Here is a 13,674-nt window from a genome sequence, read left to right as displayed (position 1 = left end):
CCTTCGCCCTGCACGGCTCGGTGCGCCGCTCAGTGGCGACGGCGGGCGAGGTACCAGGCCCCTGCGGCCGCCGCGGCGAGCGAGGCCGCCGCCACCGCCGCGAGGGTCTGCGCGAGGCTCGCGCCCGCAGGCCCGGAGCCGGTGCCGGGCCCGCCCGGCGCGACCGGCTGAACGGCAGGCGGGGCGAGCGTCGCGGTGGTCGCGACGAAGCTCGGCGCAGGATGTGCGCCTGCCGGGTCGGTGTCGACCCAGTCGTACGAGCCCTCGGTGCACGTCTGCGTCGTGGGGAACCAGAAGGCCTGCCCGGCGGTGCCCGTGACCCTGGCGACGAGCTCGAACCGGGCAGCGGTGCCGTCGGCGACCGGGGTCCCCTCCCAGCGGACCCCTCCCGGTTCCTGGGTCGACACCCATCCTTCCGGCTCGGCGGTCGAGACGGCCTCGACCCCTGCGGGGAGCGTGACGTCGAGGCCCGTCGTCGGGGCGCCGTCGCACCCGTGCTCGAAAGAGAACGTGAGCGTGGTGGTGCCGTCCCCGTTCGGCGTCGCGGTCTCCAGGAGGACGTGGGCCGCCGCGCCCTGCACGCCCGTCACGGTCAGCAGCGCAGCGAGGCCCAGGGCCGCGGCCGCGCGCGCACGACGCCGCCGCGCCGATGTGCGGTGACCGGCGGTGCCGGGGCCGTGGACCGCCGGGCCGGTGCCCGGCCGGGGAGGACGTGTCATGGGGAGACCTCCACGGGAAGCGTGACGACCGGGTTCTCGTACTTCGAGGTGCGGACGCCGACCGTGACGTCCCAGGCCCCGGCCATCGGCAGGTCGATCGAGGCCAGGTAGGTCCCGGGGCCCGTCCGCGTGACGGTGGGCGTGAAGGGACCGATGCCCAGCTCGGGCTGCGTGAGCCCCACCTCGGGGAGCGCGACGGGGTCGAGGGGGGCGCCGTCGGCGTCGAGCACGGTCAGCTCGAGCGAGTTGATCCCGAGCGCGCCCGGGGTGACCCTGGCCCGGAGCGACCCGGACCCGAGGGGTTCGTCGAACTCCTGGGCGGGCACCGTGCTCTGCGCCTGGACAGGGGCCCGGGTCCGCGCCTCGACCGGGCTCTGGGAGACGAGCACCCCGGTCACGACCAGCAGCACCGTGAGGATCGACGCCTCGGCGACGACCGTCCGGCGCAGACGCACGCGCCCCTCGGGGCCTTCCGCGACGTGCGGGACGAGCCCGTACCGGTTCCACGCCGCGATCGCCACGAGGCTCAGGGCCAGGGCGACCTTGACCAGGAGCGTCCGGCCGTACCCGGTGGTCACCAGCGCGTCGAGCGAGCCGAGGATGCGCCAGGCCAGCAGCACGCCGCTCAGGGCGAGCGCGAGGACGAGCCACGCGCCCACGGTCGAGAAGCGCAGGACCGTGCGCGCCGAGCGCTGGGCAGACGCCCCCGACGAGCGCGCGAGCAGGAGGCACAGCCCCACGATCCCACCGAACCAGACGGACCCCGCGGCCACGTGCAGCACGTCGGCGCCGAGCACGAGCCACGCCGGACCGAACGTCCGGGTGTGCCCCACGACCGCCAGCGACGTCGCGGCCAGCGCGGCGGCGCCGAGCGCGAGCGGGACGGGCCACCGCCGGCGTGTAGCCCGCCCCGCCCGGGGGCAGAGCACGGTCGTGACACCCAGCCCCACCAGGCCGAGGAGCGCGGCCAGGGCGGACTCGGACCCGAGGGCCGCGGCCCAGACCTCCGGCTCCAGCAGCGCGTCGGCCCCGCGGCCCGCCTGCCACACGGCAGTGACCGGCACCGAGACGAGCAGCCCCGCCCCGGCGAGGACCGCGAGCCCGCGGCGCGTGCGGTCGAGCCGACGCCGCAGCACGGGCATGGCGCCCGGCGTCGCGTCGAGCAGCAGGAGCTCGAAGACCACGAGGCCGGACACCCCGAGCGTCCCGACGTAGACGAGCGCCTGGGACGCCCGACGCAGCGTCGAGACCGCTGCCGACGTCGACGGCTCAGGGGGTGCGGCAACGGTGTCGCTCGGTGCTCCGACCGAGAACGTGAACGCGCCCGCGACCGGGTGCGTGTCCCCGGACGTGACGCGCCAGCTCACGACGTACGTGCCGTCGTCGAGCACCGCGGGCACCGCGATCTCCACCCGGGAGTCGACCGCCGTGGGCGTGACGGCGACGGCCGTCCCCGCGGCGTCGAGCAGTGCGACGCCACCGGGCGGCACCTGGACGGGTTCGTTGAACGTGAGGGTCAGCAGGGCGGGGGAGTCCTCGACGACGGAGCCGTCCCGAGGATCGCTGTCGACGATCACGGCGTGGGCCGCGGCCGGGGAGGCTGACGCGAGCATCAGCACCACCCCGGCCACGGCCGACACCACGACCGCCGTCACCCCGCGCAGGACGCGGGCGACGTTCATGGGCCGCGTCAGGCCTTCGGGCGACGGGCGAACGCGGCGCCACCCAGGACGAGCCCCGCCGCGCCGAGCACGAGCGCGACCCCGGACAGGACGAGGGGCAGCGTCGACGGCTCGTCCGCCGACCCGGCCGCATCGGCCGTGCCATCGGTACCGTCGGCGCTCGCGGCCTCCGAGGTGGCCTCGTCGGAGACCGTCTCGACGTCCCCGTGCGCCTCCTCGGGCTCGGTGATCGTCAGGGTCGGGGCGGGGAGCTCGAGGTCGTGCGGGTCCTCGCCCTCGGCCGCGACCTGGACCCACGCGGACTCGCCCTCCTGGCACGTCTGGACCGTCGGGAAGACGAGGGTCTCGCCGACGGCGTCCGGGAGCTTGGTCGACAGGACGAGGGCGTCCCGGTAGCCGTCGGGCAGCGGGGTCCTCGCGGTGTAGACGATCTCGCCGACGCGCTCGGTGAGCTGGCCGCCGTGACCGTCGTCGATCGGGGTCGCGAGGGTCACCATGACCTTCTCGACGTCCCAGCCGGGGTTGACCGTGGGGGTCACGCTCGTGATCGGCTCGGGGATCTGGATCGAGACCTTCGTCGTCGACGACTCGCCGCAGCCGTGCGGGACGCCGAACGTCAGGAGGGCGTAGGAGCCCGCGGTGGTCGTGTCGGGGTTGACCGACACGTGGGCAGACGCGCCGCTCGCGCCGAGCGCGAGGAGCAGGGTCGTCGCCGCGGCGACGGTGAGGAGCTTCGGTGAACGCTTCATGATCTTCAGGCACAGGCCTTCCGTGGTCGAACGCAGGGTCGCTCCCGCCGCGGGCACGGCGGTCCCGCGGTCGGTGGACGCACGGGGGCGCGGCTCGACGACGTGTGCGCCGTCGAGGCGGGAGGGAGCGGGTCGCGGCGGGGAGCCGCGACCGAGGTCAAGGTGCTGCGTGGACCAGGACGGGCGGGGCACGGCCCATGACCGCACCGCGGCCGGGGGCGGCGGGGGCAGGGTGGGCCGAGGCGAGGACGAGGACGCCCCGCCCCCGGGAGGCAGGGCGACGCAGGAGGCGAGGTACCGAGCGCATGGTCAGCCAGGACCACAGGGCCCACAGCGCCCGGTCGGCATGGGTCAGGAGCACCGAGACGACGAGGGTCGCGAGCACGTGCGCGGCGAGCATGGGCACGGGGTTCTCGGCGGCGTGCACGTGCGCGGGCGCCGGGGACGCCGCGAGGAGCGCGCACTGCTCGAACGTGTAGTGCAGGACGACCTGGCCCAGACCGAGGACGCCCAGCAGGAGCGGCAGCGCCAGGCGGCGGCCCAGGACGCCGCGCAGCATCACGGCCGTGAGCATCACGAGGACCACGACCGGGACGGCTCCCGGTGCCGCGCCCCCGGCGAGGCGGTGCGAGACCAGGGACAGCCCGACGACCGCGGTGGCGAGCAACCCTGCTCGAACCCCGCGCAGCAGACCGACCGCCGGCGACAGCACGCGACGACTGTAGCGGTCGGAGCGTCAGAAAAGGACCCCTTGTCCAGGAATGCGTCCGGTGACCGCGGTGGGCCGATCCCCGACGGCCGGTCGGGCTAGCCGTAGAGCCGCGGTGAGTAGCCGTCGAGGCACAGGGCGACCCGGTGGGATCCGCCGCGCGTAGACGAACGGGTCCCCGTCCCGGGCGCGCCCCCAGGCCCGGTAGGTCCGCTCGAGCGTCGCCTGGAACAGTTCCTCGGCGCGGTGGTGGTCCCCGCTGATCAGGAACGCGATGCGCTCGAGCCGCCCGCCGTGCGTCTCGACGAAGTCGACGAACTCGGCGTCCCGCCGGACCCGTCCCGCGGACAGGTATCGCTCAGCGGCATCGTCCGACCAGAGCGCTTCCTCGTCCATGAAGGCCTCAGCGCTGGTCATGTCTGTCTCTGCTCCCCGTCATACCCCTCCACCACGCAGCGGGCGGCCGATCGGTTCCGTCCCGGCGGGACGATTCTCGTGCAGTCGCCGGAGTGCGACGGTGGACGACGAAGGGGCCGCCGTCCCGGAGGAACGGCGGCCCCTTCTCCGCCCCTGACGGCGCGGCCGTGGGGAGGGGGCTCGTCAGAGCACGCGCACCACGGGTCCGGTCACTGCGCCGAGGCGCCCGACGGCGAGCCCCTTGGTGACCGACCAGGCCGGTCCCTCGATCGTGAACGTCGTGACGTCGGTCGTGGAGGCCGACCGGGAGAGGTTGATGCCCCAGGCGTTGGCCGTCACCTCGAGGTGCACCCAGTCGCACGTGCCGGCGTCGAGGCGGAACGTGTTCCCGGTGCGGGTCAGGTCGAACGTGCACGGCCCGGCGTCGTAGGGGGCCGCGCTCGCGGCCGGCGCCAGGGCGAGGGCTGCGGCGACGAGGGCTGAGACTGCCAGGGCGCGCTTTCCGGTGGTTCGCATGGAGCTCCTTCGCTTCAGGTGAGGGGACGTCGTCGTCCCCCGGACCTGTCCAGTCCATCCTGGACGCCGGTGCCAGGACATCCGTGAAAACCCTTCCATGGACATTTCACCCTGTACGGGGAATCCCTCACACGCCGCCCGCGAACCCCGTCTGTCGCCATGCCTCGTAGATCGCGATCGACGCGCTGTTGGTCAGGTTGAGCGACCGGCGCCCGGGCAGCATGGGGATCTTGACGTGGTCGGTGATCCGGGGGTGGGTCAGGACGTCGTCGGGCAGGCCCGTGGGTTCGGGGCCGAACAGCAGCACGTCGCCCGGACGATACTCGACGTCGGTGTGCCGGGTCGTGGCCTTGGTCGTGAACGCGAAGACGCGTGCCTCGGGCATCGAGGCCAGGGCTGCGTCGAGGCCGGCGTGGACCTCCAGCGCGGCGAGGTCGTGGTAGTCGAGGCCTGCGCGGCGGAGCTTGGGCTCGTCGAGGTCGAAGCCCAGGGGTTCGACGAGGTGCAGGCGTGCGCCGGTCACGGCCGCGAGGCGGATCGCGTTGCCCGTGTTGCCGGGGATGCGCGGCTCGAAGAACACGAGGTGGGGCAGCGTCGGGGCCGGGCGCCCGGCGTCGGTGCCGAGGTGCGGCCGCCAGTCTTCAGCGCCGGTGACCCCGGGCGACGATGCGGGCACGGGGGAGGAGGGGACGTCGTCGGGCATGGTCCCGATTCTCCCACCGCCCCGTGGCCGATGTGTCGGGGGCTCAGCCCATCTGCGTGAGCGCGGCCTCGTCGACCTCGTGGAGCAGCGGGTCGCCCGCGAGGAAGCGCCCGACCTCCTCGACCACGATCGACCCCTGCCGCAGCCGCCCCTGGACGGTCGCGGCGGCGTGGTGGGGCGTGAGGAGCACGTTCGGCAGGGTCCGGAAGGGGTGGTCGACGGGCAGCGGCTCGGCGTCGAACACGTCGAGCGCGGCGTCGATCCGTCCGTTCGCGACCTCGCGCAGCAGCGCGTCCTCGTCGGTGAGCCACGACCGGGCGGTGTTGACGAGTCCGGCGCCGTCGGGCATGAGCGCGAGCTCGCGCGCCCCGACCAGGTGGTGCGTCTCGGGCAGCGTGGGCGCGTGGAGCATGGTGATGCGGCTCGTCGCGAGCAGGTCGTCGAGGCTCACGAGCGCGACGCCCAGCGCCTGGGCGTCCGCGGCCGACAGCGTCGGGTCCGCGACCACGACCTCGGCCCCGAGCGCGCGCAGCATCGTGATCGCCGCGCGCCCGGTCCGGGACGCACCGACGACGCCGACGCGCGTGCCCGCGATCTCGTGGCGCGGCGGCGCGTCCTCGGCGACCTCCCACGAGGCGCCCGACGCGAGGCCGTGGTGGAACCGCGGGAGCTGGTGCAGCAGGGCCATGGCGAACACGACCGACACCTCGCCGACCGACTGCGCCATGCCCTGCCCGGCCTGCGTCACGCGCACGCCGCGCGCGAACAGCTCGGGCGTGACGAACGGTTTGACGCTCGCTCCCGTGTGCGCGACGAGGCGCAGGTCCGGCAGGCGGTCGAGCAGCGCGGCGTCGAGGCGCGGGGTACCCCACGAGATGACGAGCACCTGCGCACGCGAGAGGCCCGACGGCGCAGCGCTCGTCCCGGCGTCGAGCGTCGCACCCAGCGTCGCCGGGTCGTCGACGAGGACGACGTCGGTCAGCGCCGTCAGCGTCTCCCACGCCGCGGGCGTGAAGAACTCGGCCCGCAGCGCGGGGGAGACGCTGATGACGCTCGTGGTGCGGCTCATCGCAGGATCATCCCAGCCACGCGTCGAGGTGCTCCGCGATGAACGCGTCGTCCGACGCACCGAGCCACGGGTACGCGGCCGTGACGCGCGTGAGCTCGTCGGCCTGACCGGGGGAGAGCGTCTCGGCGGGGTCGAGGCACCAGATGCCCTCGAGGAGTCCCTGGCGGCGCAGGACCTCGTGCACCCCCGCGATGACGCCCGCGAAGTCGTTCGCGGAGTCGAACACCGCGGCGTTGGCGTCGGTGAGCCCGGTCTGACGGGCGACCAGGAGGCGCAGGGCCGCGTCGTCGGGCACGGTGAGCGTGCCGTCGGCCGTGACGCCCCGGGCGGCCTGCGCGAGGCGCAGGGTCTCGACCGCACCCCGCGTCCACACGGCCCACTGGCCGAGCAGACCACCGACGAAGCGCGCCGTGTACGGGCTCGCGCTGCCCGCGACCGGCACGTCGACCTCGGAGACCAGGTCCGCGATGATCGCGTCGTCGTTGCCCGTGTAGAGCGAGATCTGCTCGGCGCGGCCGGACTCGGCCACGCCGCGCAGCACGTCGATCGTCCGGTACCGGTCGAACGGCGCGGCCTTGACGGCCACCACGGCCTCGATCGACGCGAACTCGCGCCAGAAGTCGACCGAGAGCCGCGGCCCGCCGATCGCCTCCTGGAGGTAGAAGCCGATCACGGGCAGGACCTCGCCCACGGCCCGGGCGCGGTCGAGCAGGTGGCGCTCGACCTCCTCGCGCGTGCCGCCCAGCCCGGCCACGCGCGGCGCGAGGAGCACCGCGTCGTAGCCGAGGTCTGCCGCGACCTGCGCCTCGGCCACGGCCTGGGCCGTGGGGCCCGAGGCCCCGGCGACCTGGACGAGCGGGCGCGGGCCGGTGACCGTGGACCCCGCGGGGGCGTGCCCGCCCAGCGTCTCGCGCGAGACCTCGGCCGCCATCTCGAGCACGGGCCGGTAGAGCCCGACGTCGCGGATCTCGAACTGCGTCGTGTGCACGCCCACGGCCACGCCGCCCGCCCCGGCGGCGTGGTAGTACCGCGTCAGGGCGCGCTGGCGGCGCTCGTCGAACCGGCGGTCCGCGGTCAGCGCGAGCGGCTGGGCCGGGATGACCGTGCCGGCGCGCAGGAGCGCGAGCGAGTCGGGCTTCATGGCGTCGATCACCGAGCCCATCAGAACTTCCCGTCGCGCACGGTGAACTTGGTGGCCTTGCCGCTCGTCGGCAGGCCCGCGGCGAGCCACTGCGCCTGCCAGTCGACGAGCGTGCGCAGCGAGACGTCGGGGTACCCGAACAGCTCGTGGCACAGGCTCGCGTCGTTGAGCAGGGCGGTCCCGGCCTCGGCGCCCGTGAACGACACGTCGCGGCCCAGGCCCGCGCCGAGCAGCCCCGCGAGGCGGCGCACCGACGCGGTCTCCGGGCCCGTGAGGTTGACCGTGAACGCGGGCGAGGACGCGTGGCCGAGCGCGCGCAGCGCGACCTCGTTCGCGTAGCCCTGCCACACGACGTTGACGTGGCTCGTGGTCAGGTCGACCGGCTCGCCTGCGAGGATCGGCGCCGCGACGTCGCACAGCACGCCGTAGCGCAGGTCGACCGCGTAGTTGAGGCGGATGTTCGCGACCTTGGTGCCGCGCGTGAGGGCCGCGTGCTGGAACAGGCGCTCGCGCCCGAGGCAGCTCATGGCGTACTCGCCGACCGGCCCCGTCGGGTCGTCCTCGGAGCAGCCGCCCGAGGACACGGGCACGAGCGGGTAGACGTTCCCGGTCGAGAACGCGGCGATGGTCGAGTCCGCGTAGCGGCGCGCGACGTCGCTCACGAGCGCGGCGTTCGCGGCCCACGCGAGCGAGGGGGCCGACGACGTGCCGAACTTGGCGCCGACCATGTAGACGACGTCGGCGCCGTCGGGCAGCCCGGCCAGGACGGCCGGGTCGCCCGTCATGAGGTCGGCCGTCACGACGTGCACGCCCGCGTCGCGCAGGTGGTCGGCCTGGGCCGGGTCCGACCAGCGCGAGACCGCGTGGACCGCGTCGCCCGAGCGCCCTGCGGCGTCGAGCGCGCGTCGGGCGAGGACCGTGAGGCTCGGGCCCATCTTGCCGCCCGCGCCGAGGACGACCAGGTCGCCCGAGCGGGCGGCCATGTCCGCGACGAGCGCGGGGGAGGGCGTGGTGAGCAGGTCCTCGAGCTCGGCGAGCGACGAGGGACCGGCGGAGCGCCCGACGGCGCAGGCACCGGCAGGAGCGACGGCGGCAGCGTGAAGGGGTCTGGGTGAGGTCGAAGACACGAGTGCTATCCCTTGATTCCGGACATGGTGACGCCCTCCTGGAAGTAGCGCTGGGCCACGAGGTAGGCGGCGAAGATCGGCACGAAGGAGATGGTCGCGCCGGCGAGGATCATGTTGAGCGGCACGTCCTGCTGCTGCAGCGACGCGATACCCACGGTCAGGGTCCAGTGGTCGGTGCCCTGGCCCATGATGAGCGGCCACAGGAAGTCGTTCCAGTGCCACAGGAAGACGAACGTGCCGAGCGTCGCGAGGATCGGCTTGCACAGCGGCAGCACGATGCGCGTGAAGATGCGCCACTCGGACGCGCCGTCGAGCTTGGCCGCCTCGAAGAGGTCGTCGGGCATGTCCATGATGAACTGCCGCATGAGGAACACCGCCTGGGCGTTCGCGAGCGTCGGCAGGATCAGGCCCCAGTAGGTGTCCAGGCCGCCGACCTGCGCCATGAGGATGAAGGTCGGGATCAGGGTCACGTGGTACGGGACCATGACCATCGCGAGGAACGACCAGAACATGGCCTCGCGGCCCGGGAACTTCTTCTTCGCGAACGCGTAGCCGGCCATCGCGGAGAACGCCAGGACCAGGACCACGGACACGACCGAGTAGATGAGCGTGTTCCCGAACCAGGTCCAGATGTTCCCCGCGCCGAGCACGCGGTCGTACGCCGCGAAGCCCAGGTTCGTGGGGATCAGGCTCTGCGGGAACTGGATCGCCGCGGCAGGCTTGAGCGAGAGGACGACCATCGCGTAGAACGGGAAGATCGTCACGACGGCCGCGAGGCTCAGGACGACGTAGCGCACGACCTTGCCGCGCCACGTCAGGTCCATGCCCGAGCTCTTGCTGCGCCGACGGCGTGGTGTCAGGCCGGTCGAGCTGGTGGTGCCGGCAGCGGTCCCGGGGTGCCCCGGGGTGCCGGGGGTGGCGAGCGTGGTCACTTGTCCCTCCCGATGAGGCGACGCTGCACCAACGCAACGACGATGGTGATGATGAACAGCGCAACGCCGAGCGTGCTGGCGTAGCCGAGGTCGAAGTACTTGAAGCCCTGGTCGTAGATCTGGTAGACGAGGCTGTAGCTCGCGCGGGCGGGCCCGCCGCCCGTCATGGTGTAGACCAGGTCGAAGATCTGGAACGACGCCGTGGTCTCGATGACCGCCAGGAAGAACAGCGTCGGCTTGAGCTGCGGCATGATGATGTGCCAGAACCGGTGCCAGGCGTTCGCGCCGTCGAGCGCCGCGGCCTCCTCGAGCTCACGCGGCAGGTCCTGCATGCGGGCCAGGAGGATGAGCATCCCGTACCCGAAGCGCGACCAGATCGACACGAGCGCCAGGGCCGGCAGGACCAGGGTCGTGCTCCCCAGCCACGAGTCCGTCGACAGGCCGATGAGCCCCATGAGCTGCGACCACGGGCCGCCCGTCGAGAAGACCCACGTGAACACCGTCGCGGCGAGCACCAGGCTCGTGACGACCGGCAGGAAGAACACCGAGCGGTAGAAGCCCGAGCCGCGGAACGAGCGACGGACCAGCAGCGCCATGAACGTCGAGATCGCGAGCGACAACGGCACGATCAGGACGCTGAGGATCAGGGTCACACGCATCGCGGACCAGAAGATCGGGTCGTTGACCATGCGCTCGAAGTTGTCGAGGCCGGTCCACTCGGCGGTGCCGCCGATCGTGTACTCGAAGAAGCTGAGCCCCACGCCCGCGATCGCCGGTCCGAACCGGAAGGCGAGGAAGAGCAGGAAGGCCGGGAGAGCGAAGAGCAGGCCGATCCGAGCCTCGCGGCGGGCCATGGTGCGGCGGAATGCTGACGGTCCTGTCGGTCCGTTCCCGCGCGACGGGCCCGAGGGCCCACCGGACGTGGACCGCGCGACGGGCGCGGCGCCGTCGGGCACGGAGCCCTCGAGGCCTGGCCCGAGGACGTCTCCGGACGGGGTGGTTGCTGTCATGGGGTTCTTCTCCTTCGCCTCACCGGGCCGAGGGCCGCCTCAGCGGCGGCCACCCGGCCCGGTGGGTGTGGTGCGAGATCAGCCGAGGAGCGGGTTCGCGGCAGCGGCCGCGTCCTTCATGGCCTGCTCAGGGGTCTTCTGGCCGATGAGCGCGGCCTGGATCTCCGGGGCGAGGATGCCCATGACCTCACGCGACTTCTCGTTGAGGTCGCCGGAGGTGGTCGCGTCGAGCGTGGCCTCGAGCGCGGCCATGGTCGCGTCGTCGCCGTACAGGCCCGTCTGCGAGGTGTACGGCGTGAACCAGCCCGCGGCCTTCGCGTACTCGGCCGACGCCTCGGGGCGCGTCGCGAACGCGAGCCACTTGCCCGCAGCGTCCAGGTTCTCGGCCTTCTTCATGAGGGCCAGCGAACCGACCGTGCCGTAGCCGATCGACTCGGCCTGCTTGAGGGAGGGGAGCACGACCGTGTTCTCCTCGCCCCAGAAGGTCGCGACGTCGCCGGGGCCCTGCTGCCACGTGCAGGCGATCTTGCCCTGCGCCGTGCGGGTCTGCTCGAACGCCGGGATGGTCGTCAGCAGGTCCTTCTCGACGAAGCCGCCCTCGGCCAGGTCCGTGACGAACTGGAGCGCCTCGACGCCCTCGGGCGAGTCGAACGCGACCTTCGTGCCGTCCTCGGAGAACACCGAGCCGCCCGCCTGCCACAGCAGCGGGTAGAACGACTCGTTGAGCGTCGCGTCGACCGCGCCCCAGTAGTTCGTGACGTCGTAGCCCGCGTCCTTGAACTTCGGGGCCAGCGTCATCAGGTCGTCCCAGGTCTCGGGGTAGTTGCCCGACTCCCCGATCGCGTCGAAGGCCGCGGCGTTGCACACGAGCGGCTTCGAGTTCATGATCAGCGGCGCGCCCATCATGGCGCCGTCGATACTCACGGACTTCGCGGCGTTCTCCCGCAGGTCGCCCGTGTTGTCGGTGACGTAGTTGTCGACCGCGGCGAGGGACTTCGCGTACTTCGGGAGCTGGTCCGGGATGAGGTAGACGACGTCGGGGCCCTTGCCGCCCGCGATGCCGGTCGCGAGCGTCTCGTCGCGACCCGCCCACGGGTAGATCTCGACCTTGACGTCGACGTCCGGGTTCTCCTTGGTGAACTCGGCGATCTGCTTGTCCCAGAAGGCCTTGTGGGCTGCCTCGTCGGCGATGACGGGGTAGGTCCACATGGTGACGGAGCCCGAGGCCGCGCCGTCCGAGGGGACGGGCGTCGATCCGCCGGCCGCGTCGCCGCCGCCGCAGGCGGTCAGGGCGCCGAGGGTGGCGATCGCCGCGATGGCGGTCGCCACGTGCTTCTTCGGCATGGTCATTTTCGTGCTCCTTTGACGTCGAATGATGACTACCGTGCTGGTTGATCCGTGTGCTGTTGAGCCCGCCCGGCGCATCGTCGCGCCTGCGGGGTGCTGCTCTGCCCGGACGGCCGGAGGGCCGCACGGACGGGACGTGCTGCTAACGGGCCGGGACCTCGACGACGGTGCGCGAGTGCCGCGACTCCTCGGCCGCGAACACGGCGAGGTGGCTCTGGAGGGACTCGACGGCGCCCGACCGGACGTGCCTCGGGTCGCCCGTCGCGACGGCGCGCACGAACGCGTCCATGACGCCCGAGTCGCCGCCGCCGTGGTCGTCGGCCGCGTTGGTCGCGCCGTGGTGACCCGAGTCGTGGACCGTGACCGAGCCGTCCCGGAAGTCCGTGACCCGGATCTTCTCGCCGTCGCCGTCGAGGCAGCCGTGCGTCCCGAAGATCTGCGTCTTGCGGTGGTCCTGCTCCGAGAAGGCCGTCATGGTGAACGTCGCCGCGCCGCCGCCCTCGAGCTCCATCGCGACCACCTGGTGGTCGACCACGTCGTTGTCCGACGCGTACACGCACCGGCCGTAGTCCCCCGTGCGCAGCGCCTCGATCACCGACGCCTCGTCGGTGCCGTCCGTGACGACCGTGACCGGCCAGATCGCGCCCTTCTCGCGCAGCGTGCCCAGGTACAGGCGCGGCGCAGAGTACGGGCACGTCGGTTCGAGCGGGCAGTCCAGGCAGCGGTCCGCGGCGCCTGCCGGGCGCTCCTCCGGACGGAAGTGCTTGAGCGAGCCGAAGCTCGCGACGGTCTGGATGCGCTTGCCCGTGACGTAGCGGATCCAGTCCAGGTCGTGGCTCGACTTCGCGAGCAGCATGGGGCTCGACGTCTTCTCCGAGCGCCACGGGCCGCGCACGTACGAGTGCGCGTCGTGCCACCAGCCGACCGGCTCCAGGTGCTGCACGTTGACGATCTCGCCCAGCACGCCCGAGTCCACGACCGACTTCATGAGGTCCGTGTACGGCATGTACCGCATGACGTGGCACACGCCGAACAGGACGCCCGATGCCTCGACCGCGTCGACCACGTCGCGGCACTCCTCGGCGCTCGGGGCGAGCGGCTTCTCGACGAGGATCGCGTAGCCCTGCGCAGCGAGGGCCACGACCGGGTCGCGGTGCTCACGGTCCTGTGTCGCGACGATGACCATGTCCGCGAGGGGGGCCGAGGCGCCCGCCGCGACCAGGTCCTCCCAGCCCGCGAACCGTGCGACGGGGGCGGCGTCGGGGTTCGCCGAGGCCGCGCCGTCGCTCACGAGGGACTGCTGGAACGGGCGCGGGTCTGCGACAGCGACCAGGCGCGCACGGTCGGGGTGCGCGGCGATCCAGCGTGCGTAGGTCTGACCCCGGTTGCCGGCGCCCACGAGGGCGACGGTCACGGGTGCATCATTGCGGGTCACGAGCGGTCCTTGCGTCGTTGCGGGGGCTGCGGGGGTGGTGCTGGTGGTGCTGGTCGAACGGTCGGTGCGGGCGGAGAGCCGGGCGAGTACGGCCTCATTTGCTATTTGCTATAGCAAC

At 72.9% G+C, this 13,674-nt stretch carries 14 protein-coding genes; all 14 read right to left on the bottom strand.

What is annotated here, in order from left to right:
- Positions 1–29: 29 nt before the first annotated feature.
- The 14 genes from WFH32_RS16040 to WFH32_RS15975 all read right to left on the bottom strand — a co-directional run bounded on the left by WFH32_RS16040 (position 30) and on the right by WFH32_RS15975 (position 13,556).
- On the bottom strand, positions 30–719 hold the full coding sequence (locus tag WFH32_RS16040; protein WP_336708309.1) for a DUF1775 domain-containing protein: 690 nt from the start codon (positions 717–719) through the stop codon (positions 30–32).
- The gene (locus WFH32_RS16035) at positions 716–2,401 is read right to left on the bottom strand and encodes a copper resistance CopC/CopD family protein (RefSeq protein ID WP_336708308.1); all 1,686 of its coding nucleotides are present in this window, start codon (positions 2,399–2,401) and stop codon (positions 716–718) included. Before WFH32_RS16035 ends, WFH32_RS16040 begins: the two co-directional genes overlap by 4 nt.
- Positions 2,402–2,409: 8 nt before the next feature.
- Complete coding sequence (locus WFH32_RS16030; protein ID WP_336708306.1) at positions 2,410–3,150, bottom strand: YcnI family copper-binding membrane protein; 741 nt, start codon at positions 3,148–3,150, stop codon at positions 2,410–2,412.
- Positions 3,151–3,307: 157 nt separating this feature from the next.
- On the bottom strand, positions 3,308–3,862 hold the full coding sequence (locus tag WFH32_RS16025; protein ID WP_336708305.1) for a hypothetical protein: 555 nt from the start codon (positions 3,860–3,862) through the stop codon (positions 3,308–3,310).
- Between the two features lie 24 nt (positions 3,863–3,886).
- Positions 3,887–4,276, bottom strand: a complete 390-nt coding sequence (locus WFH32_RS16020) for a sigma factor (protein ID WP_225228135.1) — start codon at positions 4,274–4,276, stop codon at positions 3,887–3,889.
- A 183-nt stretch (positions 4,277–4,459) separates the two neighbouring features.
- Positions 4,460–4,792: a hypothetical protein gene (locus WFH32_RS16015; protein WP_191798008.1), complete on the bottom strand. Its 333-nt coding sequence runs from the start codon at positions 4,790–4,792 to the stop codon at positions 4,460–4,462.
- A 127-nt stretch (positions 4,793–4,919) separates the two neighbouring features.
- Positions 4,920–5,384, bottom strand: coding sequence for a tRNA (cytidine(34)-2'-O)-methyltransferase (locus WFH32_RS16010; RefSeq protein ID WP_336708425.1), 465 nt, complete (start codon positions 5,382–5,384; stop codon positions 4,920–4,922).
- A gap of 154 nt (positions 5,385–5,538) precedes the next feature.
- Positions 5,539–6,564, bottom strand: a complete 1,026-nt coding sequence (locus tag WFH32_RS16005) for a hydroxyacid dehydrogenase (RefSeq protein ID WP_336708304.1) — start codon at positions 6,562–6,564, stop codon at positions 5,539–5,541.
- Between the two features lie 7 nt (positions 6,565–6,571).
- Positions 6,572–7,726, bottom strand: coding sequence for a dihydrodipicolinate synthase family protein (locus WFH32_RS16000; protein ID WP_225228447.1), 1,155 nt, complete (start codon positions 7,724–7,726; stop codon positions 6,572–6,574).
- Positions 7,726–8,832, bottom strand: coding sequence for an NAD-dependent epimerase/dehydratase family protein (locus WFH32_RS15995; protein WP_318244262.1), 1,107 nt, complete (start codon positions 8,830–8,832; stop codon positions 7,726–7,728). Before WFH32_RS15995 ends, WFH32_RS16000 begins: the two co-directional genes overlap by 1 nt.
- Before the next feature lie 5 nt (positions 8,833–8,837).
- Positions 8,838–9,764, bottom strand: a complete 927-nt coding sequence (locus WFH32_RS15990; RefSeq protein ID WP_318244263.1) for a carbohydrate ABC transporter permease — start codon at positions 9,762–9,764, stop codon at positions 8,838–8,840.
- Complete coding sequence (locus WFH32_RS15985; RefSeq protein ID WP_225228448.1) at positions 9,761–10,774, bottom strand: carbohydrate ABC transporter permease; 1,014 nt, start codon at positions 10,772–10,774, stop codon at positions 9,761–9,763. The genes WFH32_RS15990 and WFH32_RS15985 overlap by 4 nt, the downstream gene beginning before the upstream one ends.
- A 78-nt stretch (positions 10,775–10,852) precedes the next feature.
- The gene (locus WFH32_RS15980; RefSeq protein ID WP_225228449.1) at positions 10,853–12,124 is read right to left on the bottom strand and encodes an ABC transporter substrate-binding protein; all 1,272 of its coding nucleotides are present in this window, start codon (positions 12,122–12,124) and stop codon (positions 10,853–10,855) included.
- A gap of 139 nt (positions 12,125–12,263) precedes the next feature.
- On the bottom strand, positions 12,264–13,556 hold the full coding sequence (locus tag WFH32_RS15975; RefSeq protein ID WP_318244264.1) for a Gfo/Idh/MocA family protein: 1,293 nt from the start codon (positions 13,554–13,556) through the stop codon (positions 12,264–12,266).
- Between the last annotated feature and the right edge of the window lie 118 nt (positions 13,557–13,674).

It is taken from the genome of Oerskovia sp. USHLN155 (genome assembly GCF_037145535.1).
Taxonomy (GTDB): Bacteria; Actinomycetota; Actinomycetes; order Actinomycetales; family Cellulomonadaceae; genus Oerskovia; species Oerskovia rustica.
The sequence above is the reverse complement of the archived record's forward strand: the minus strand, read 5'-3'. Positions and strand labels throughout refer to the sequence as shown.

Coding starts and splice junctions, on each gene's coding strand:
- WFH32_RS16030 (WP_336708306.1), bottom strand. CDS start 3,150: ATGAAGCGTTCACCGAAGCTCCTCACCGTCGCCGCGGCGACGACCCTG.
- WFH32_RS16000 (WP_225228447.1), bottom strand. CDS start 7,726: ATGGGCTCGGTGATCGACGCCATGAAGCCCGACTCGCTCGCGCTCCTG.
- WFH32_RS16005 (WP_336708304.1), bottom strand. CDS start 6,564: ATGAGCCGCACCACGAGCGTCATCAGCGTCTCCCCCGCGCTGCGGGCC.
- WFH32_RS16015 (WP_191798008.1), bottom strand. CDS start 4,792: ATGCGAACCACCGGAAAGCGCGCCCTGGCAGTCTCAGCCCTCGTCGCC.
- WFH32_RS15985 (WP_225228448.1), bottom strand. CDS start 10,774: ATGACAGCAACCACCCCGTCCGGAGACGTCCTCGGGCCAGGCCTCGAG.
- WFH32_RS16035 (WP_336708308.1), bottom strand. CDS start 2,401: ATGAACGTCGCCCGCGTCCTGCGCGGGGTGACGGCGGTCGTGGTGTCG.
- WFH32_RS16040 (WP_336708309.1), bottom strand. CDS start 719: ATGACACGTCCTCCCCGGCCGGGCACCGGCCCGGCGGTCCACGGCCCC.
- WFH32_RS15980 (WP_225228449.1), bottom strand. CDS start 12,124: ATGACCATGCCGAAGAAGCACGTGGCGACCGCCATCGCGGCGATCGCC.
- WFH32_RS16020 (WP_225228135.1), bottom strand. CDS start 4,276: ATGACCAGCGCTGAGGCCTTCATGGACGAGGAAGCGCTCTGGTCGGAC.